This is a genomic window from Halomonas sp. TD01 (assembly GCF_923868895.1).
Taxonomy (GTDB): domain Bacteria; phylum Pseudomonadota; class Gammaproteobacteria; order Pseudomonadales; family Halomonadaceae; genus Vreelandella.
This window is the reverse complement of record NZ_OV350343.1, coordinates 2,886,160-2,908,054: the sequence shown is the minus strand read 5'-3', so window position 1 is coordinate 2,908,054 and position 21,895 is coordinate 2,886,160. Positions and strand designations below refer to the sequence as shown.

The window sequence follows — 21,895 nt, the reverse complement described above, 5'->3', positions numbered from 1 at the left end:
AGCCATCATGTCTAACAGCTTAACCGTCGGTGTTGTTCAACAGCCTGCGTGGCCAGATAAAGCACGTAGTCTTGCTGCCAGCGAAGCAGGCATACGCGCTGCCGTTAGCCAAGGGGCACAGTTAGTTTTGCTTCAGGAGCTGCATGCCACTCACTACTTTTGTCAGTACGAAGACCCTGCACTGTTTGATTTGGCTGAACCGCTAGACGGCCCCACTGGCCAACGCCTAGCTGAACTAGCTAAGGAACTGAATATTGTGCTGGTGGGGTCGCTGTTTGAAAAACGTGCCGCGGGGCTTTACCACAACACAGCCGTCGTTTATGACCGCGCAAAAGGGCGTGTTGGGCAATACCGCAAAATGCACATCCCTGATGATCCGGCCTTTTACGAAAAGTTTTACTTTACCCCAGGCGATGCTGATGACGAACGCGGCCAAGGCTTCACGCCCATTGACACCTCTGTTGGGCGGCTAGGTGTCTTAGTTTGCTGGGATCAATGGTACCCGGAAGCGGCACGTTTAATGGCACTCAGTGGTGCGGAGCTCCTTCTCTATCCCACTGCCATCGGCTGGGATCCAAATGATGATGACGCTGAAAAAGCCCGTCAGAAAGATGCTTGGACCATTATACAGCGCTCCCATGGCGTCGCTAACGGGCTCCCCGTCCTGGTAGCTAACCGTGTCGGCTTCGAACCCGATCACTCCGGCGTTGGCGGCGGCATTGCGTTTTGGGGCGGTAGCTTTGTGTGCGGCCCGCAAGGAGAGATGCTGGCGCACGCAGGAGAAGAGACGCAACAGCTGGTAGTCAACATCGATATGGCACGTAGTGAGAACACCCGGCGCATTTGGCCTTATTTGCGCGACCGGCGTATTGATGCCTACGGTGATCTAACACGTCGCTATCGCGATTGATGGCAAACGTGGTTGATAGCAAACACGGCGCCTGCTCCCATAAAGAGCAGGCGCCGTATTTAAAACATTAACAATGTAGCGGTTGGCTTCACTTCCAAAAATCGCGGATAGACGCAATTCCCTGAGCACCAACAGCGCGTGCATGGCTAGCATCAAAGCGTGTCATACCGCCCAGTGCAAATACCGGCATACCAGCACGTTCCACTAGTTGCTGGAAGTCATGCCATCCCAGCGGTGCTACCTCAGGATGAGAAGGCGTGGTACGCAGCGGCGACAGCGTCACAAAATCACAGCCTAGGACCGCTGCCTGAGAAAGCTGCTTTTGATCGTGAGTAGACGCCGAGAGCCATTTATTTTCAGCAATCGGGCGACGCTCAAGATCCATTAACCGTGCGCTCGTTAAATGAATACCGTCAGCATCAACAGCATCAAGCAATGCAGGTTCTCCGTTCAGCAATAGCTTTGCATCGTACTGACGACAAAGGCGCAGGGCGCGCTCAGCACGGGCAATGTATGCCGCTTCATCAAGATTTTTTGCCCGCAGCTGTACGAGTCTTACACCGTCTTCACTGAGCGCTCTTTCCAACAAGCTATCGAAACGTTCTTCGTCAGCTTCCTCGCCAGTAATCAGATAATCTGTGGGCAACATCACCGCACGCAGAATAGGCAAGTTAGCAGCAGGGAAAGGGTAATTTACCAATTCTTCCATGGGCACCCAGCGCACGGCCTGCCCCTCGCGACCAAACGGCTCGCCTGCAAACTCTTGTACCTGCCAAACATCCAGTAAGATGTGTTTATCTGGATACTCATGATGAACGCGGATAAGTGGCCGGGCACGTACAATCTCGACGCCTAGCTCTTCGTGAAGCTCGCGCTTGAGACCTTCCAGCCCTGTTTCATAAGGCGCCAGCTTGCCACCAGGAAACTCCCATAGACCGCCTTGATCGACATTAGAGGGCCGACGCGCAATCAGAACCCGCTTTTGATCGGCGCTGATCATTGCAGCCGCCGCGACATGAACTCGTCGTTTTACCATTACACTCATTACGTCTTTACCCACTTTTTGCGCGCCGCCCTAACCAAAGACGACGCTATCTCGCTGCATTAGCACGTCACTGCAACTGTTTTTAGCTACTTTTCAGCGCTCTTCAGCTACGGTAATCCGCGTTGATAGTCACATAGTCATGGGACAGATCCGAGGTCCACACAGTGGCACTCTCTTCCCCACGACCCAAATTAATGCGAATGATGATCTCCTCTTGCGCCATAACAGCACTGCCCGCCGCTTCTGTATAACTGTCGGCGCGGCCGCCCTTTTCGACCAAGCGGACGTCACCCAAATCAATGACAACTTGATTGACATCGAACGCCTCAACCGGTGCGCGCCCAACGGCAGCTAAAATACGCCCCCAGTTAGCATCAGAAGCGTAGAGCGCGGTCTTCACCAGCGGCGAGTGAGCAACGGTGAAGGCAACATCCAACGCTTCCTGACGAGTAGTCGCTTCATTCACCTGGAGCGTCACAAACTTAGTCGCCCCTTCGCCATCGCGAATAATCGCTTGCGCAAGCTCGGTCATGACGCGTTGCAGCGCATTACGGAAAATGGCTACCTGTTCCTCGCTTTCAATACGAACGCCTGTGCCTGTCGCCGCCAGCATGCACGCATCGTTGGTTGAGGTATCGCTATCAACAGTGATGCAATTAAAGGAGCGATCCACCGTTTCACGCAGCAAACTCGCTAACAAAGGCTGCTCAATCGCTGCATCTGTCACTACGAAACCCAGCATGGTAGCCATATTGGGCTTAATCATGCCAGAACCCTTTGTAATACCGTTGATTGTGACCTGCTGGTCACCAACTGGAACGGTTACCGTAGCGCCTTTGGCTCGGGTATCGGTCGTCAGAATTCCCTCGCCTGCCTGCTGCCAAGCGAGACTAGCATCCGCCAAAGAATTCAGCGCACTCGGTATACCTGCAAGCAAACGCTCCATGGGTAGAGGCTCGCCGATCACGCCGGTTGAAAAGGGCAAAACCTGGCTTATATCAACGCTCATTTGCTCAGCAAGCGCTTCACAGCTGGCATAAGCATCCTGCAGGCCTGATGCGCCAGTACCTGCATTGGCATTGCCAGTATTAACTAGCCAGTAGCGAGGCACTCGCCCAGCGCTTGAACACTCTTCAAGGTGCGCTTTCGCCACGGCCACTGGGGCGGCACAAAACGCATTACGAGTAAAAACCCCAGCTACCGTGGCAGTTTCAGGCAGCTCAATCACCACTACATCACGACGATCCGGCTTCTTAATACCCGCCATTGCACTGCCCAGGCGCACCCCGTTAAGGGGTGGCAATTCCGGAAAAGGAAGATTTCCCACCGCCATGTTTTTCTCCTTTGCGCTCAATTTCGCCACGCGTGATTAGCTTAGTTTTCCGCAGCACTGCTTATATTTTTTACCCGACCCGCATGAACACGGGTCATTGCGCCCTACTTTTGGCCCTTCACGACGCAACGGGCGGCCATCAGCCCCTGGCGCTTCCTGTGAAATATCTTCCTGCTGGGCGTTAGGATCATCGTGGCGGCTTGCCGCAGTCGCTCGTTCACGCACTGACTCTTCACGGCGCTTCTGCTCTAGTGCATCAACCTCTTCAGGCTGGCGAACCTGTACGTGGCTTAAGATACGCGTGACGTCAGCTTTAATGTTCGTTAGTAGATGCTGGAACAACTCGAAAGATTCACGCTTGTATTCTTGCTTAGGATTCTTCTGGGCGTAGCCACGCAAATGAATGCCACGACGCAGATGATCCATCGACTGAAGATGCTCTTTCCAACGTGTGTCCAACACCTGAAGCATTACCTGTTTCTCAAAACGGCGAATCAACTCGGCTCCAGCAGCCTCAATTTTGGCTTGATACGCATCACGGTGCATCGCTTGTAAACGCTCACGCAGCTTCTCCTCACTGAAGCGCTCGTCCTCTGCCGCCCACTGCGTAACAGGAGCATCAAGATTGAATTCAGTTTTAAGATGCGCTTCTAACCCGGGTAGATCCCACTGCTCAGCAAGACTCTGGGGCGGCACGAAATCACTAATGGCATCTTCCATGACTTCTTCACGAATACCAATAACGGCATCGGAAACATCATCAGCGGAAAGAATTTCATTCCGCTGCTCATAGATAACACGACGCTGATCGTTAGCGACATCGTCGTATTCCAGCAGTTGCTTACGGATATCAAAGTTGCGTCCCTCTACCTTTTTCTGGGCGCGTTCGACAGCGTTAGACACCATCTTGTGCTCAATTGCCTCACCTCGCTCTAACCCGAGAGCCAGCATTAGGCGCTTCACACGGTCAGAGCCGAACAGACGCATCAGACTGTCTTCTAGCGAGAGGAAGAAACGTGTAGAGCCTGGATCACCTTGACGTCCCGCACGGCCACGCAACTGATTGTCGATACGACGCGACTCATGGCGCTCAGAGCCAACCACATGCAAGCCACCCGCTTCTAAAACACCGTCATGGCGCTTCTGCCACTCTGCCTTTAGAGCATCTACCTGTTCTTGGGTGGGATCTTGCAGCTTAGCTGCTTCAGCCTCCCAGTTGCCCCCTAGGACAATATCGGTGCCACGACCCGCCATATTCGTTGCGATAGTAATGGCGCCAGGGCGACCGGCTTGAGAGATGATTTCCGCTTCGCTCTGGTGCTGCTTAGCGTTCAACACATTAAACGTTAGGCCAGCCTCACGCATAAGGCGAGCGAGATACTCTGAGGTTTCAATCGACGCCGTACCGACTAGAACAGGACGTCCTGCTTCAGTTTCGGTCTTCACATCTTTAATAATCGCTTCGTATTTCTCTTCCGCACTCAGATAGACCAAATCATTCAGATCTTTACGGGAAAGCGGGCGATTCGTTGGAATGACGACCACATCCAGGCCATAGATTTGCCGGAATTCAAATGCTTCAGTATCAGCGGTACCAGTCATGCCAGCGAGCTTTTCATACAAACGGAAGTAGTTCTGGAAAGTAGTCGATGCCAGTGTCTGGCTCTCTCGCTGAACCGTCACTCCCTCTTTCGCTTCAACCGCTTGGTGCAGCCCTTCTGACCAACGGCGCCCCGGCATAGAACGCCCAGTATGCTCATCAACGATGACGACTTGGCCTTCAGAAACGATGTAGTCAACGTCTAAATGATAAAGATGACGTGCGCGCAGCGCGGAGTGCATATGCTGAAGCAAGTTAAGGTTTTGTGCGGCATAGAGCGATTCACCCTCGCCCAACAGCCCTTCAGCACGCATTAGCTCTTCAACTTTGTTATGTCCCTGCTCGGTGAGCTCTACCTGCTTTTGTTTTTCATCTAGCAGGAAGTCTCCCGTGACCGGCACATCACTATCTTCAGAGGCCTCCCCTTGCTCTAACTGCTGAGCCAGTCGATTGACAATGCCATACAAATCAGTGTTTTCATCCACTGCGCCCGAGATAATTAATGGCGTACGGGCCTCATCAATTAAAATAGAGTCGACTTCGTCGACGATGGCGTAATGCAGACCACGCTGCACTTTATCCTCAAGCGAGAACGCCATATTGTCGCGCAGATAATCGAAACCAAACTCATTGTTAGTGCCGTAAGTGATATCACACTGATAGGCGTGGCGTTTCTCTTCGCCGGTTTGGCCAGCGAAGATAACGCCCACCGAGAGCCCTAAAAACTCATACAAAGGGCGCATCCACTCAGCATCACGGCGAGCAAGGTAGTCATTAACGGTGACAACATGCACGCCTTTGCTTGGTAGCGCATTTAAATATACGGCAAGCGTCGCCACCAGGGTTTTACCTTCCCCGGTTTTCATTTCCGCAATGCGGCCACGATGCAATGTCATACCACCGACCATCTGGACGTCAAAGTGGCGCATATTCATTACCCGCTTACTGGCCTCGCGCACGACGGCAAATGCCTCGGGTAATAAACTATCAATAGATGCGCCTTCTGCTAACTTTTGACGCAACAGCCCTGTTTTTGCCTGCAAATCAGCATCACTTAACCCTTCAAGCGCTTGCTCTAAAACGTTAATACTGAGCACACTTTTTTGCATGCGCTTAACGTCGCGATCATTTTTAGAGCCGACGACTTTACGTAACAAATTATTAATCATGAAAGTTCCAAATCTTCACGAGCGTCCCATTCAGGTGCGCCCTTTTATATAAGGCAAATAAGGGTAGATTTAATAAGCGAACAGTCGAGCCGGCGGGCCACGCGGGATCAGCACATCAATAGCGGCGACCAATCGATGTGGAATATGAAGAAAGTAGCGGGAACAGTGCGAGACAGCAGGATAGACACACGCCTGTTTTCGTACCCAGCGGCGCAGCGCGCAACGCTTCTTAGCTATCCATTCGGATTGAGCACGCAGCATCGCTGGCACCCAAAAACAGATAATCACACCGCGCTCACCGCTACGCAATGCATCTGAAGGATGTAAACTAGCAGGTAACAAACAGCTCACTAAGAGGCCCGCCAGCCACCAACGCGCTAGGCCATTTCGGCGTTGCCGCCGCGGCGAAGCAGATAATACATCTGGCGTTGATGACATGCTGTGGACTGGCTCCTGAGCGTGTTAGGCTCTATCAATTAAAAGACAATATAAGACGTTGGTGGCAACCGTTAATGCGACTCAGCCAACAACGTTCCAGGATTCAAGCTTATGAGTATAAAGGTTAAGCGATCTCGCGCACAGCCCATTACCCAACTGCTGACCAAGTCTGGCAGCGCGGGACAGCTTATGCGACAGTCCCGCTTAATTGATCAGGCTCAGCGTCATTTACGTGCTCACCTTCCTGAAGCAATGCGCGAACATATTTTCGTCGGAGGCTTTCGAGAGGGGCGATTGACGCTAATAAGCGGCCAGGCAAGCTGGCTAACATGGTTACGCTATGAACAACCGCGACTGCTTGTGCTACTGCATCAGCTACCAGGATTTGAGAGTGTCACCGGCTTTACACTTAAAGTGCGACCTGTACGGCCAATTGAGAGCCCGAAGCGCTACACTCGCACCCTCTCTGAGAATGCAGGCAAAACGCTAGCCGAGTGCGCAAAAGATACCGACAACCCCTCCCTTAAAAACGCCTTGGAGCGCTTAGCGGCTCATGCACCTAAGCATTCAGATGAATAAACATTAATCGCCATGTTAATCCCAGCGTTAAAATGCAAAAGCACCGCCAGAGCGGTGCTTTTTACTGTTGCGATCGTACTACCCAAAAATCTGACAGGTGTTTAACCTATGCCATTGCAGGTGCCGAGTAAGAGATAGGCGCAACCGCTTTATCTTCTTCAAATGTGACGATTTCATAGGCGTCGGGCTGCGCCAATAGCTCGCGGCACAACTGGTTGTTGAGCGCGTGTCCCGATTTAACACCCTGGAACTCGCCAATCAAACTGTGGCCCAGCTGGTACAAATCACCAATAGCATCAAGCACCTTATGCTTGACGAACTCATCGTCGTAACGCAGACCACCTTCGTTCACGATGCGGTAGTCATCCACAACAATAGCATTATCTAAGCTACCACCAAGCGCAAGATTATTGGATCGTAAAAATTCGAGATCGCGCATAAACCCGAAGGTACGTGCACGAGAAACCTCTTTAACAAACGACGTCGTTGAAAAATCGATCAACGCAGTTTGTTTTTGCTGCTCAAACACAGGGTGATCAAAGTCAATTGCAAAAGAAACTTTAAAGCCTTGATGCGGCAAAAAAACGGCTTCTTTATCGCCATCACTGACGGCAACGCGGCGCTTAATTCGAATGAATTTCTTAGGCGCATCTTGCTCTAAAATGCCCGCCGACTGAATTAAGAATACAAAAGGGCTGGCACTACCGTCCATGATAGGCACTTCAGGTGCACTTACATCGACATAGGCGTTATCAATGCCCAATCCGGCAAATGCCGACATTAAATGCTCGACCGTAGCGACTTTCACGCCCTTGTAAGAAAGCGCAGTGCATAATGTGGTGTCTTCCACCAATTCGGCACGAGCAGGTACGTGAGCCACAGGCTCCAAATCGGTCCGGATAAACACAATTCCGGTATTAGCCGGCGCCGGGCGCAAAGCCAAGTGGACTTTTTTGCCAGAGTGCAGACCCACTCCGGTGGCGCGAATGACGTTTTGTAATGTGCGTTGTCTGATCATGGGCAGTGGTCGAACTCTAATGACGGCGGTCACCGGCAGAAGCGCCGACAAGTACCGCTAGGGGAAAGAAAGTAAAGAAACAGTGTTCACTTTAACAGCAAACGAGCGTTTTAACCAATAAAACTCTCGTTTGCTGCTTTAGTGAACGCTGATGGCGCCGATTAATCTGCCTGACGACGTAAAAATGCGGGAATGTCCAAATAGTCATCGGCGTCTGGGGCTCGACGCTTATCAGGACGAGGTTTCGCAGCTGGCTCAGGGGCTTCTGCACGTGCCGTTGCTTGCTGACGCATAACAGTGGGTTGCTGCAGCTTACGATAATCTGAGGATGCTTCCGCAGCAGACCTACGCGCTGGCTCGCGTGAGGCAACTTTACCTTTGTTGTTATCCAAACCAGCAGCCACCACGGTCACACGTAGCTCATCGGACATTTCCATGTCGATAGAAGTGCCCACCACGATCGTTGCTTCCTGAGAGGCAAACTCTTGAACAGTGGCACCTACGTCGTTGAATTCACCAATCGACAAGTCAGGGCCAGCAGTAATATTGACCAGAATACCGCGAGCACCGTGTAGATCAATGTCTTCAAGCAGCGGGCTACGAATGGCTTTCTCAGCCGCTTCACGAGCACGATTCTCGCCAGTAGCCCCACCGGTCCCCATCATCGCCATGCCCATTTCTGACATAACGGTGCGTACATCAGCAAAATCGACGTTAATAATGCCTGGGCTGGTAATAAGCTCTGCAATGCCCTGAACGGCTCCCAACAACACATCGTTAGCAGCGCTAAAAGCAGTTAACAGCGTGGCGTTCTTTCCAAGTACAGAAAGCAGTTTTTCGTTTGGAATAGTGATCAGCGAATCAACATGCTCTGAAAGCTCTTTCATGCCTTCTTCAGCTGCGCGCATGCGCTTCGGCCCTTCAAACGGGAAGGGACGAGTTACCACGGCAACTGTCAGAATACCCAGCTCTTTGGCAACCTGAGCAACAACAGGCGCACCGCCGGTTCCTGTGCCCCCCCCCATTCCAGCCGTAATGAACACCATGTCTGCACCGGTTAATAACTCAGCGATGCGATCACGGTCTTCCATGGCTGCCTGGCGGCCTACTTCAGGGTTGGCACCTGCTCCGAGCCCTTTGGTGATTTCGCTACCAAGCTGCAAGACAGTTTTTGCAGACACCCGTTTAAGTGCTTGAGCGTCGGTGTTAGCGCAGATAAATTCAACGCCTTCGATATTACTTTCGACCATGTGGTTAACTGCGTTGCCACCGCCGCCGCCAACACCGACCACTTTGATGACCGCACTGCTCGAGGGTGCGTTATCTACCAATTCGAACATAAGCCCCGTCTCCTGAACCGCGCTTGCGGCCCTGTCAGAAATTTCCTTTGAACCAGCCTTTGATTCTTGCCAGCGCCGATTGACCTTCCTTGATATCACGCCGGGCGACCTCGTTGCGCCCTTTATGCGCAGCAACGACTCCCCCGTGGCTTTCTAGGCCTTGCCCATGTCGCGCTTCTTGCAATGCATAATGCAGTAAACCCACACCTGTTGCATAAATAGGATTGCGTACCACGTCAGCCAAACCTTTGACATTTTGCGGACAAGCAATACGAACAGGCATATGAAAAATCTCTTCTGCCAATTCGCTAACCCCTTCCATACGCGAGGTGCCACCAGTGAGCACAACACCAGCAGCCACCATATCTTCATAGCCACTACGGCGTAATTCGTCCCTCACCAACGTAAATAGTTCCTCGTAACGCGGCTCAACCACTTCAGCAAGTGCCTGTCGCGATAAATCACGAGCCGGACGATCCCCTACGCTGGGAACTTTAATCATTTCATCGCTTGCAGCCAGTTGTGTAAGTGCACAAGCGTATTTAACTTTAATCTCTTCAGCGTGCTGCGTGGGCGTACGCAGTGCCATCGCTATGTCGTTAGTTACTTGGTCACCCGCGATAGGGATAACGGCTGTATGACGAATGGCTCCTTCGCTGAAAATGGCCATATCAGTGGTACCCCCACCAATATCCACCATGCAAACGCCTAATTCACGCTCGTCTTCGGTGAGCACCGCCATACTAGAAGCTAGCTGTTCAAGAATAATAGCGTCAACGTCTAAACCACAGCGCCGCACACATTTTTCAATATTTTGAACGGCGTTCAATGCCGCTGTCACCAAGTGGACCTGCGCCTCTAAGCGTACACCTGACATCCCTAGAGGTTCACGGATACCGCCTTGAGCGTCGATTGAGAACTCTTGGGGCAATACATGAAGTACACGCTGCCCCTCAGAAACCGCACGTGCGCGAGCAGAATCGATGACACGTTCAATATCGGATGGTGTGACTTCCCTTTCTTTAATGGCAACCACACCATCTGAGTTCATTGAACTGATATGACTGCCAGCAACTCCGACATAGACAGAGTGAATATCACAACCGGCCATTAATTCTGCTTCTTCAACGGCGCGCTGAATAGATTGCACGGTTGATTCGATATTAATGACAACACCGCGCTTCATGCCGCGTGATGGATGAGAGCCGATACCCGCTATCTCAATTCCACCATCATCGGTGGGTTGACCGACTATCGCGACGACTTTGGACGTTCCAATGTCCAGCCCGACAACCATATTGGATGCGTTGGGTGAGCCTGCCATGAGTCGGATAATCTCCTAGAAAAATTTAAAAAGAAACTTGTTAGTTGCAACTGCGCTGAATTGTTAAAACGGAGATACAAAATCACGCGAAATAACATTGACGCTTACCGTAACATCAAGCCAAATGCTGACAGCTATTAAATAAAAAAGCCTATAAAAAAACATCAGCTATAACATAGTATAGAAACAATACCCACAATACGACTAGCGCAGGCCTACGATAATCGTCTTTGTGGGCAATTTAAACCCTATTCATGGCTTTTCGGTGTTGGCAACCACTTACATTTACCTACTTCTTGCACATTGTAAGTCGCTTATTACTCATTTTCTTCTGCAAAATCACTTTCTCCGTGCCAAGCAACGGCAACACCATTGGGATAACGCAAGTCGATATAGCGAATATGATCGCCAAGCTGGGCAAGTTCACGCTGCCACGACGCTGAGAGTCGAGCTAGTCGGATTTCGTGTTGGCGTCTTCCTAACATTACCCAAGCACCATTACTTAACTGAAGCCGCCATGCACCGCGTGGCTCTAGACGCAATTGGGAAAGTGACAGCGACAAACCCTGGAAATGAGGTGTTAAGCGACGATAATAAGTAAGCACCTCTTCTCCGCTGCCTGTCGGCCCTGCTAAATCGGGAAGCCCCTTAGGAACGCTTAGTGGCGCAAATGCAAACGACTCACCTTGAGGGTTAAGCAGAAAATCATCGTTCCAACGGGCCACTGGCGTTTGTTCTACCAGCTCAAAAACAAGCGCATTCGGCCACTCACGAGAAATTCTGACTTCATTCAGCCAACCAATTCTCAGCGCACGCTGACGCAACTCGCCTAAATCTGCAGAGAGCCAAGTTGCCTCTTGAACGAGCGGGGCTAACTGAGTACGGAGGTAATCAGCACTCACATACTCCCACTCGCCACGAATAGACACACGCTCAATAGGCCTATCTAACCATAGCCATAGCGCTCGCCCACCAGCACCTAGCAACAGTACCAGCAAGATGAGCCCCAACCACGCATTACGCTTTTTCATGAGCAGCTGCGCTGAACCGCAGTATTCAATATTCGCAACACCAACTGATCAAAATCAATGCCCGCATGTGCTGCCGCTTGAGGCACTAAACTGTGATCAGTCATCCCTGGTACCGTATTAACCTCAATAAGCCAAAACTTGCCCATCGCGTCGCGCATCACATCGACACGCCCCCACCCTTCGCCACCTACAGCATCAAACGCTTCCTTGCATAGGTTAGCCAAGGACTGTTCATCAACAGATGATAAGCCGCTAGGAAGGTGGTATTGGGTAGTGTTAGCAATGTATTTCGCTTCGTAATCATAAAAGCCACCGGGGACTTCAACACGAATAGCAGGCAATACATCATTATCTAACAGCGCAACGGTATACTCTTCACCCACAACGAAACGCTCAGCCATAACACGGGCATCATAGTTCGCCGCCTCATGATAGGCAGCCTCTAACGCTTCCCGGCTTTTAACGATACTAATACCCAGCGTGGAGCCCTCGTGAACAGGCTTCACCATCATGGGCAAACCTAATTGTGACACCACCATGGACCAATCAGATGTCTCGCTGAGCATAATGCTTTCAGGCGTGGGCAAGCCAACGGCTTGCCAAACCTGCTTCGTGCGCTGCTTATCCATTCCTAAGGCTGACGCCAGCACACCACTGCCGGTATAAGGCAGCCCTAACAGCTCTAGCGCTCCCTGTAACGTGCCATCTTCGCCACCACGACCATGAAGAGCCACAAAAACAGCCGTTGGAGCAAGGCGTTCTAGCCCTACCAATCCCTCTTCTTTTGGATCGTAGCCAATAGCATCGATACCTTGACGCTTTAACGCACCAAGCACAGCAGCACCGCTTTTAAGAGACACCTCGCGCTCTGCTGAAGTACCACCGTAAACAACGACGACGCGTGCCAAGGGGTCATTCAGTGACATTGCTGCACTCATAGCTCTACCTTATCTAGCGATAACTTGGCTTGCGCGAAACGAAGCGAAATACCACCCACATCACCAGCGCCTTGAGTAATAAAAATATCCCCAGGACGCAGAAGCTTGCTTAACAGTGCAGGTAGCTCCTGCTTATGCTCAACGAACAATGGATCGACTTCTCCTCGCTGACGAATAGACCCGGCAAGGGTTCGACCTTCCGCGCCAGGAATCACGGCTTCCCCAGCGCTGTAGACATCCAGTAGAACGAGCGTATCCACTTGAGAAAGCACACGAACGAAATCCTCATAAAGATCCCGGGTGCGACTATAGCGATGCGGCTGATACAACATGACCAGTCGACGTTCCGGCCAACCTGCACGAACCGCCTGAATAACCATATCAACTTCACGGGGGTGGTGTCCGTAATCATCCACTAACATGATCTCGCCATCAGCATTAGGGGCACTGAAATAGCCATGCACTTGAAAGCGACGCCCCACACCGGCAAAACTTGCCAGTCCACGGAGAATAGCATCGTCACTTACCCCGGCATCTGTTGCTACAACAATAGCCGCCATAGCGTTTAACGCATTGTGGCGACCAGGCATTGCTAGCCGAATAGCCAATGGAGCAGCTTCCCCAGGGCGCACTGCGGTAAACGAGACCTCACCACCTTGCTGAGTAAAATCCACAATGCGGTAGTCAGCATCTTCATCGAAACCGTAGGTCACAAACTGGCGCTTCACCTGATCACGCAGCGACCGAATGTTAGCATCGTCAATACACAATACCGCCAGCCCATAGAACGGCAGATTATGAAGAAACTCGATAAATGTACTTTTTAGACGCTCAAAATCACCACCATAAGTGGCCATATGGTCTGCATCTATGTTCGTCACAATAGAAACCATTGGCTGAAGATGAAGGAACGACGCATCCGACTCATCAGCCTCAGCAACTAAATAGTCACCCTCCCCCAACCGCGCGTTAGCGCCAGCACTAGTGAGTTTTCCACCAATCACAAAAGTGGGGTCCAACCCGCCTTCTGCAAGAAGCGTGGCAGTCAAACTGGTTGTGGTCGTCTTCCCATGGGTTCCCGCGACAGCGATACCATGGCGAAAACGCATTAGCTCGGCCAGCATTTCAGCACGTCTGACCACTGGCACACGATGCTCATGAGCCCAGCGGATTTCAGGATTTGTTGCATCAATAGCGCTGGAAACAACGACGACGTCAGCTCCCACTACATTTTCTTCAGCATGGCCGATCGCAACCTGAACACCACACTGACGAAGGCGCTCAACAACATTCGAGGCCTTCATATCGCTGCCGCTAACGCTATAACCCTGATTAGCGAGCACCTCAGCGATTCCACACATACCTGCGCCACCGATGCCAACAAAATGCAAACGCTTAATACGGCGCATACCAGGGCCACTTGGACGGACACCTGAGTGCAACGCGTTATTAATAGAATCGGTCACGCAGTCTCTCCTTGTTTAACTAGCGCTAAACATCCCTTAGTAAGCCGTTCAGTCGCCTCTAAATAGGCAGCCTGACGGGCTTTAGAAGCCATATCTGACAATACGCTTGGGACTAATAGCTCATCTAAATAGTGTGTTAATCGCTCGGGGGTAAGCTCAGACTGTGTCACACAAAGCGCCGCTCCTGCCTTTACTAAAACGTCAGCATTGACCCGCTGATGATCATCAACAGCAAATGGAAACGGTACTAGCAAAGCGGGCTTCGCTGCTGCGGCAAGCTCTGCCACCGTTAACGCTCCGGCTCGGCAAACGACTAAATCTGCCCACTCATAAGCAGCGGCCATATCGTCAATAAAAGGACTAACATCTGCCACGATCCCATGCTCAACGTAGGCGTTTGCCGTCGCCACATCGCGCTCTTTGCCAGCTTGGTGACGGACATCAGGGCGCCGCTCTGGAGGCAAACCGGCTAACCCTGGCGGTAAGCGCTCATTCAACGCGACCGCCCCTAGCGAGCCACCAACAACTAATAGCCGCAGCGGACGAGCGGCAAGTTCAGAAGCATTCCTGGGATGCTCACCCAATGCAGCAATATCTTCTCGTACCGGGTTGCCAATCACCTCAGCCTTGTCACCAAAAGCCTCAGCAAACGCCGCGTAAGTGCGTGTCGCTAATTTCGAGAGCACCTTATTGGTCAGTCCAGCGATGGCATTTTGCTCATGAATCACCAATGGCACTCTGGAAAGCCACGCCGCCAACCCACCAGGGCCACTGGCAAAGCCACCTAGTCCAACCACCACATCAGGGTTAAAGCGACGAATTACCTTTCGCGCTTGGAGCACTGCTTGGGAAAGGTTCAGCGGTGCCTTCAGCCAGCCAGCTACCCCTTTGCCACGCAGACCGCTTATCTCGATGGTATGAAGCGTAATACCAGCTTCTGGCACTAGGCGGTTCTCGATTCCTCTTGGGCTTCCTAGCCATTCAACGTCGACATTGTGAGCTTTGAGCGAACGTGCTAGTGAAAGCGCCGGAATAACATGACCTCCGGTACCTCCCGCCATAATTAAGATGCGTCGACGTGCGTTCGTCGTCACAAACAACTCCTTGAATAGTTACGATAACCGAGGTTCATGGCGTGATTTGTAGGGTGTCGATACGCGACGTGGCCGGTGACGCGTTTCTGCATCTACACGCAACAACAGGCCAATCATGATACCGGTTACCAATAAACTTGAACCGCCATAGCTAATAAGAGGCAATGTTAGCCCTTTCGTTGGCAACAGGCCTGAGCTTACCGCCATATTGATGAATGCCTGGGCTGCAATAACGAAACCTATGCCATAGCTGACATAGGCACCGAAAAGATGGCCTGCCAATTCCGCACGACGACCAATCAACATCGCCCTAGTAATTAGCAACGTGAACAGCAGTACAACGAGGATGGCACCAATCATGCCAAGCTCTTCCGCGATCACAGCAAAAATAAAGTCCGTGTGAGCTTCAGGCAAGTAGTGAAGTTTCTGAACGCTATTACCTAATCCGGTACCGGTCACATGCCCTCGACCGAATGCAATCAGCGCCTGAGTAAGCTGATAACCAGTAGCAAACTGATCAGCCCATGGGTCCAAGAAGCTTGTCCAGCGCGCTAATCGATAAGGCTCCATAACGACCATCATCACGGCACCAGCTGCCAATACGCCGCCACTTCCAAATAGTAAGGTAAGTGAAGCGCCGCTCATCATTAACATACCAATAACGCACACGGTATAAACCACCATGCCGCCAAAATCAGGGGCCAGAAAGAGCAGTCCCGCCGGAACGGCAAGCACTGCTAAAGGTCGCCACATACTTAACGCTCGACGGCGCAGGTCATAGGTAAAGCGAGACATGAACGCTGCCATGTAAAAAATCAGACCGATTTTTCCAAGCTCGGAAACCTGCAGACTGGGTAACGGGCCAGGTAGAGAAATCCAGCGCTTACTGCCATTCACCTCTTGCCCAATCAATAGCACTAGCGCAAGCATAAAAATACTAACTAGCAAGATTAATGCTGCGTTTTGACGCCACGCCTCCATCGGAACACACAGCATAAAAAAACAAGCCAGTATTGCTAGGAATAGAAAAATCCCATGCTGGCGAGCATAGTGATAACTATTTTCAAGCAGCCCTACAGATGCTGAACTTACCATCACCCAGCCCAATCCAGCTAACGCTACAGCGGCGACGATTAACCACACATCGGAGGGTAAATGACGCGTTGTCAAAGCATCACGAATACGCTGCACTCGACTCATAACCTCTCTCCTGAGTGATTATGCTGTTTATACTTTTGCTCAACCCAATACCGAAAGGCATCGCCTCTCGCTTGGTAATTTACAAATTGATCTAAGCTTGCGCAGGCGGGTGACAGCAATACACAGTCGCCAGGTTCTGCTTTTTCCCAGGCTACTTCCATTGCTTGAATTAAATCATCTACTAAATGCACTGGCACAGATGATGACAACGCCGCCTCAAGACGGTGCGCATCAGCGCCAAACAGCAGCGCGGCTTTGGCGCACTTGGCTAATGGCGTCGCCAGGGGTGAAAAATCAGCACCTTTACCGACGCCGCCGGCCAATAATATAACTTTCCCTTTTAGCGACGCGCTAATGCCTTGAATCGCCGCCAGCGTAGCGCCGACGTTAGTACCTTTTGAATCATTCACCCACATAACGCCATTCATTCGAACAATTACTTCACTACGATGAGGCAACCCCTTAAAAGCAGCTAACGCCTGACACATCGGCGCTTTTGCGAAGCCCAACGCCTTGCCCATTGCCAACGCTGCTAGTGCATTGGCGTAGTTATGCCGACCCGCAATAGCAAGTCCTTCTGTGCTAAGCCATGCAGCATCACCATGGAACAACATTAGCTCGCCGTCTTTTTCAGCTAACCCCCAGTCATTGCCTTTGGGCGCAAAGGCCGTGAAACGCTCTACATGATCCACAGGCGCCTCTGGCCAAGTGAGCGCGTCATCCGCGCTGACAATGGCTGATTGCGCACCAAGAAAAATACGCTGTTTAGCGCAGCGGTAACCCATTATATCTCCATGACGGTCTAAATGATCTTCACAGAGATTTAAAAAAGCAGCCGCTTTAGCCCCCAAATAAGGCGTTGTTTCCAGCTGAAAACTTGAGAGTTCAAGGATGTAAAGCTCGGCATCTGGGCATTCAGCTAATAAATCCAATGCAGGCGTGCCTAAATTGCCACCCACTGCCGCTTTAACACCAGCAGCTCTAGCCATCTCACCGAGTAATGTTGTAACCGTTGACTTGGCATTAGAGCCGGTAATAGCAGCGACCGGCGCATTCACAGCGCGAACAAACAAAGCAATTTCGCCTACCAGCATAGGTTCACCCGTTGCTGGATTATAACGCTCTAGCAAACCTTCAAGCCCTGGCGAATGAGGGTCTACGCCAGGGCTTACAACAACTTCGTAGGCATTCGTAAGATCAAGCGCCGTCAGCGGGCCACAATAAACCTCAACACCGGGGTTTTCGTTTTTAAAAGTAAGCAACCCCGGAGGTTCTGCTCGCGTATCTGCCACCATAAAGGGCGTACCTTGGCGTGCCAGATGCCGGCAGATAGCTTGCCCGGATATCCCAAGGCCAATAACAACGGTGACTCCATTTGCGACTCGCACGATGACCGGCTCCTGTGTGCATCACGCTAATAGCGGCAACACTGCCACTATTACTCTGCTAATCATCGAACTTTCAGCGTGGCCAGCCCTAGCAGCACCAGCACAACGGTAATAATCCAGAAACGAACAATTACCCGCGGCTCTGGCCAACCTTTCAACTCGTAGTGGTGATGCAAAGGTGCCATGCGGAAAATACGCCGACCGGTGAGCTTATAAGAGCCAACTTGAAGAATCACCGAGACCGTTTCAAGTACAAAGATACCGCCCATAATAAACAGCACAATTTCTTGGCGCACAATAACGGCGACAACGCCTAGCGCTGCACCTAGTGCCAACGCGCCCACATCCCCCATAAACACCTGAGCTGGATAAGTGTTAAACCACAAGAAGCCCAGGCCAGCACCAGCAATAGTGGCACAAAAAACGGCTAACTCGCCGGTGCCATGAATAAAAGGAATATGTAAATAGTTAGCAAACACGGCGTTCCCGCTTGCATAGGCAAATACGGACAAGCCCATTGCCACCAGCACGGTGGGCATGATCGCCAAGCCATCAAGACCATCCGTGAGATTGACTGCGTTAGAGCTGCCTACGATCACAAAATAGGTTAACACGATGTAGAACACGCCAAGGGGCAGCGCGACATCTTTAAACATTGGGATCAATAAGCTAGTTTCAGCCGGTGTAGCGGCTGTGAGATAAAGCACGACGGCAGCGCCAATACCCACCACTGACTGCCAGAAATACTTCCAGCGAGCGGGCAGTCCACGCGGGTTCTTTTCAACCACCTTACGATAATCATCGACCCAGCCAACAGCCCCGAAGCCCAATGTGACCAGTAGCACTATCCAAACATAATGGTTAGTTAAATCGCCCCAGACCAAAGTACTGATAGCAATAGCCAGCAAAATCATTGCACCGCCCATGGTTGGCGTGCCTGCTTTGGACAAGTGGGACTGAGGGCCATCATCACGAATCGCTTGGCCAATCTGGCCTTCTACTAACCGGCGTATCACCCAGGGGCCAAGCCACAGGCATAGCATGAGGGCCGTTAGCGCTGCGAGAATGACACGTAAGGTTAAATAGTTAAAAACTTGGAAAGCTGACTGATATTGGGCTAGAAAATTCGCCAGGTGAAGTAACATGAACGGCGCTTACCTTGTTTCATCCGCACGTAGCGCAGCAATGACATTTTCCATGCCTGCACTACGAGACCCTTTCACCAGTAGCGTGGTGTTAGGCGGCAGAGTATTAATAACATGACGCACTAGCGTCTCGTGGTCGTCAAAATGCAGCCCGCGACCAAAGGCTTCACTTGCTGAACGGGCGGCATCACCAAAGGTCAGCAATGTGTCGATACCCAGTGACGCGGCGTAATGACCAATCTCAGCATGTAAGGCATGAGACTCGCTGCCCAACTCCCCCATTGCGCCAAGCGCACACCACCGTGGTGTAGGAAAGTTTGCTAACGCATCCAACGCTGCTTTTACAGCACCAGGATTCGCGTTGTAAGTATCGTCCAACAGCGTTGTATTGCGTATGCCGGGCACTATGCTTAACCGACCAGATAACGAGGACAGTTCGGACAGCCCCACCACCACTTGCTCGGAGGTAACGCCTAACGCGAGAGCCGCTGCAGCGGCAGCCAAGGCATTACTCACATTATGCTTACCGATCAAGGGTAATTGTACGTCACCCAGTACTTGGCCACATTTAACAAGCGTAAAAGCATACCGCCCCAAAGAGTCGCAGGAAAGTGCCGACGCGTGAACGTCCGCATCACCATGTAAGCCGTAGCTTACAATTTTCTTGCTCCCCGCACAGGCTGACCAAAACTCAAAGTAGCGATCATCACGATTTAGCACCGCAATACCATCTTCACTGAGGCCGGCTAATATTTCGCTTTTGGCTTGGGCAATTTGCCCCATACCACCAAATTCTCCGACATGCGCGCCGGTCACATTGGTAATGATGGCGACATTTGGGGAGGTCAGCTGGCTGGTCCAGGCAATTTCGCCCAGATGGTTAGCCCCTAGCTCAATCACGCCCACCTGATGATGCGTTGCTAAACGCAACAACGTCAGCGGCGCACCAATGTCGTTGTTTAAGTTGCCCTCTGTAGCAAGCACACCGCCTAATGGAGAAAGTAGCGCGGCGGTCATCTCTTTCACGGTTGTTTTACCGCTGTTGCCGGTGACAGCCACCAGCGATAATTCGCACTGCTGACGCCAAGCCCGCGCCAGCAGGCCAAGACCCAATCGAGTATCTGTACATACCAACTGAGGGAGCAAACTGCTAACCGGACGCTCAACCAGAGCAGCTACAGCACCTTTCTCAAGCGCCTGCTCAATAAAATCATGGCCATCAAAACGCGGCCCCTTTAAAGCAACAAACAGACACCCAGACACAATGTGGCGCGTATCTGTGATTACCGCCGTTACCGATAACTCGCATAAGGCTTTTGGAACAGAAAGCTTTAGCGCAGAGGCAATGCTAGCTAACGACCAGTTCATCACATGGCAGCCCTAAGTTTGAAGGCTTTTAACACTTGTTCGCTATCTCGGTAGTCGTGACGCACGTTACCGATGTGCTGATAGTCTTCATGACCTTTTCCAGCCACTAAGATAACGTCCTGGGTATCGGCATGCTGAATCGCGTGACAAATCGCCTGACAACGATCACCTACTTCCGTAAATGCAGCCGCAGCAGAAAAACCCGAGATAATTTGCTGGCGAATTTTCTCGGCAGACTCATTACGCGGATTATCGTCAGTAACAATCACATGATCAGCCCGTTGCTCCGCTACAGCGGCCATTTCAGCTCGCTTACCAGTATCACGCTCACCTCCACAACCGAACAAGCACCATAGCTTGCCAGCGCTCCCTAAATGCTCTTTCAGCGCTTCGAGGGCATTGGCTAATGCATCAGGCGTGTGCGCATAATCAATAACAACGCTGGGCGAATCTGCCTCGCGGTACAGCGCCATACGTCCAGGCACTGGGTCTAACTCCGCCGCCAACTCAAACAGTCGGTCTAATGGCTCGCCCAACCCATAAAGCACGCTAATAGCTAGCAGCACATTGTCTAGGTTAAATCGCCCCATCAAACCAAGATCAAGCGTTTTCTCACCTTCCGGCGTAGCAATAAGGGCCTGCTGACCATGCTCATGGGGATGCCAGCCAAGCACGCGAAGCGTCACTGCTTCGTCACCACCAATCGCCAAAACACGCACACTGCTATCACTACCCGCCAACATCAGCCGCGCAAGCGGATCATCCGCATTGACTACCGCAAGCACAAGCTCAGAACGCCGGAACAGTTTTGCTTTTGCAGCGGCGTATGCCGCCATACTGCCATGGTAATCAAGGTGATCTCGTGTCAGGTTGGTAAACACCCCTGCGGTGACGTTCACTGCATCTAGTCGGCGCTGCTCAAGGGCATGTGAAGAAGCTTCAAGTGCCACACGCTTCACCCCTTGACTAGCTAAATCAGCCAAGGTTTCTTGCATTGTTAATGAACCAGGCGTGGTAAGGCCTGTGTCGGCCAGTTGACCAAGGCGACCAACACCTAATGTTCCTATCACTCCTGCTGGCTTGCCAAGTAATTCGCTTAACGCCGCGATGTAATGAGTAACAGAGCTTTTTCCATTAGTACCGGTCACCCCAATCACCTGAAGGTCACTGGGAACAGAAAACAGGGCACGGCCCAATTCACCAAGCCGCATAGACAGGTGAGGCAAATAAAGAATGCTCCCGTCCAAGGTGACGCTGCCTTCTTTAGTGTGCGCCAAAACGAGTGATGCGCCTGCCGCCAACGCTTGGTCAACAAAGTCATAACCATCACGCTGACTACCTGGAACCGCCACAAATACATCGCCCATCGCCAACTTACGCGTATCAGTCACTAAGCGAAGCTGCTCCGGCAATATAGGCAGCGCTTCAGGCAACACGGCGTTAGGCCAAATCTGCTTTAACGCTACCCATAGACTTTCTGGGGACAACCTCATGCAATCTCCTTAAATG

At 51.6% G+C, this 21,895-nt stretch carries 18 protein-coding genes; 2 read left to right on the top strand and 16 right to left on the bottom strand.

The window, feature by feature from the left end:
• Positions 1-7: 7 nt before the first annotated feature.
• The gene (locus tag L1X57_RS13005; protein WP_009722025.1) at positions 8-910 is read left to right on the top strand and encodes a carbon-nitrogen hydrolase; all 903 of its coding nucleotides are present in this window, start codon (positions 8-10) and stop codon (positions 908-910) included.
• An 88-nt stretch (positions 911-998) separates the two neighbouring features.
• Here L1X57_RS13005 and L1X57_RS13000 read toward each other — a convergent pair whose 3' ends face one another.
• The 4 genes from L1X57_RS13000 to L1X57_RS12985 all read right to left on the bottom strand — a co-directional run bounded on the left by L1X57_RS13000 (position 999) and on the right by L1X57_RS12985 (position 6,495).
• Positions 999-1,946 carry a Nudix family hydrolase gene (locus L1X57_RS13000; RefSeq protein ID WP_009722024.1) on the bottom strand — a complete coding sequence of 316 codons (948 nt, stop codon included), beginning with the start codon at positions 1,944-1,946 and terminating at the stop codon, positions 999-1,001.
• 112 nt (positions 1,947-2,058) lie between these two features.
• Positions 2,059-3,288 (bottom strand): bifunctional glutamate N-acetyltransferase/amino-acid acetyltransferase ArgJ, encoded by a 1,230-nt coding sequence (gene argJ, locus L1X57_RS12995; RefSeq protein WP_009722023.1) that lies wholly within the window; start codon positions 3,286-3,288, stop codon positions 2,059-2,061.
• Between the two features lie 36 nt (positions 3,289-3,324).
• Positions 3,325-6,057: a preprotein translocase subunit SecA gene (gene secA, locus L1X57_RS12990; protein ID WP_009722022.1), complete on the bottom strand. Its 2,733-nt coding sequence runs from the start codon at positions 6,055-6,057 to the stop codon at positions 3,325-3,327.
• A gap of 69 nt (positions 6,058-6,126) precedes the next feature.
• Positions 6,127-6,495: a hypothetical protein gene (locus L1X57_RS12985; protein ID WP_009722021.1), complete on the bottom strand. Its 369-nt coding sequence runs from the start codon at positions 6,493-6,495 to the stop codon at positions 6,127-6,129.
• A 111-nt stretch (positions 6,496-6,606) separates the two neighbouring features.
• On the opposite strand from L1X57_RS12985, the gene L1X57_RS12980 reads away from it, so the two are divergent.
• The gene (locus L1X57_RS12980) at positions 6,607-7,074 is read left to right on the top strand and encodes a DUF721 domain-containing protein (RefSeq protein WP_009722020.1); all 468 of its coding nucleotides are present in this window, start codon (positions 6,607-6,609) and stop codon (positions 7,072-7,074) included.
• Positions 7,075-7,180: 106 nt separating this feature from the next.
• On the opposite strand, the gene lpxC is transcribed toward L1X57_RS12980, so the two are convergent.
• The 12 genes from lpxC to L1X57_RS12920 form a co-directional block, all read right to left on the bottom strand.
• A complete protein-coding gene (lpxC, locus tag L1X57_RS12975; RefSeq protein ID WP_009722019.1) occupies positions 7,181-8,092 on the bottom strand; it encodes a UDP-3-O-acyl-N-acetylglucosamine deacetylase in 912 nt (303 codons plus the stop codon).
• A 161-nt stretch (positions 8,093-8,253) separates the two neighbouring features.
• The gene (gene ftsZ / locus L1X57_RS12970) at positions 8,254-9,432 is read right to left on the bottom strand and encodes a cell division protein FtsZ (protein WP_009722018.1); all 1,179 of its coding nucleotides are present in this window, start codon (positions 9,430-9,432) and stop codon (positions 8,254-8,256) included.
• Positions 9,433-9,466: 34 nt separating this feature from the next.
• Positions 9,467-10,756: a cell division protein FtsA gene (gene ftsA, locus L1X57_RS12965; protein WP_009722017.1), complete on the bottom strand. Its 1,290-nt coding sequence runs from the start codon at positions 10,754-10,756 to the stop codon at positions 9,467-9,469.
• Between the two features lie 317 nt (positions 10,757-11,073).
• Positions 11,074-11,787, bottom strand: a complete 714-nt coding sequence (locus L1X57_RS12960; RefSeq protein ID WP_009722016.1) for a cell division protein FtsQ/DivIB — start codon at positions 11,785-11,787, stop codon at positions 11,074-11,076.
• Positions 11,784-12,725, bottom strand: a complete 942-nt coding sequence (locus tag L1X57_RS12955) for a D-alanine--D-alanine ligase (RefSeq protein ID WP_009722015.1) — start codon at positions 12,723-12,725, stop codon at positions 11,784-11,786. The genes L1X57_RS12960 and L1X57_RS12955 overlap by 4 nt, the downstream gene beginning before the upstream one ends.
• Entirely contained in the window at positions 12,722-14,134 is a 1,413-nt protein-coding gene (murC, locus tag L1X57_RS12950; protein ID WP_050801082.1) for a UDP-N-acetylmuramate--L-alanine ligase, read from the bottom strand. The genes L1X57_RS12955 and murC overlap by 4 nt, the downstream gene beginning before the upstream one ends.
• Before the next feature lie 53 nt (positions 14,135-14,187).
• Positions 14,188-15,285 (bottom strand): undecaprenyldiphospho-muramoylpentapeptide beta-N-acetylglucosaminyltransferase, encoded by a 1,098-nt coding sequence (gene murG / locus L1X57_RS12945; RefSeq protein WP_009722013.1) that lies wholly within the window; start codon positions 15,283-15,285, stop codon positions 14,188-14,190.
• A gap of 18 nt (positions 15,286-15,303) precedes the next feature.
• On the bottom strand, positions 15,304-16,485 hold the full coding sequence (ftsW, locus tag L1X57_RS12940; protein ID WP_009722012.1) for a putative lipid II flippase FtsW: 1,182 nt from the start codon (positions 16,483-16,485) through the stop codon (positions 15,304-15,306).
• A complete protein-coding gene (murD, locus tag L1X57_RS12935) occupies positions 16,482-17,876 on the bottom strand; it encodes a UDP-N-acetylmuramoyl-L-alanine--D-glutamate ligase (protein ID WP_039868473.1) in 1,395 nt (464 codons plus the stop codon). The genes ftsW and murD overlap by 4 nt, the downstream gene beginning before the upstream one ends.
• Positions 17,877-17,935: 59 nt before the next feature.
• Positions 17,936-19,018 (bottom strand): phospho-N-acetylmuramoyl-pentapeptide-transferase, encoded by a 1,083-nt coding sequence (gene mraY, locus L1X57_RS12930; protein ID WP_009722010.1) that lies wholly within the window; start codon positions 19,016-19,018, stop codon positions 17,936-17,938.
• A gap of 9 nt (positions 19,019-19,027) precedes the next feature.
• Positions 19,028-20,386, bottom strand: coding sequence for a UDP-N-acetylmuramoyl-tripeptide--D-alanyl-D-alanine ligase (locus L1X57_RS12925; RefSeq protein WP_009722009.1), 1,359 nt, complete (start codon positions 20,384-20,386; stop codon positions 19,028-19,030).
• On the bottom strand, positions 20,386-21,879 hold the full coding sequence (locus L1X57_RS12920; RefSeq protein ID WP_009722008.1) for a UDP-N-acetylmuramoyl-L-alanyl-D-glutamate--2,6-diaminopimelate ligase: 1,494 nt from the start codon (positions 21,877-21,879) through the stop codon (positions 20,386-20,388). The genes L1X57_RS12925 and L1X57_RS12920 overlap by 1 nt, the downstream gene beginning before the upstream one ends.
• Positions 21,880-21,895: the final 16 nt, after the last annotated feature.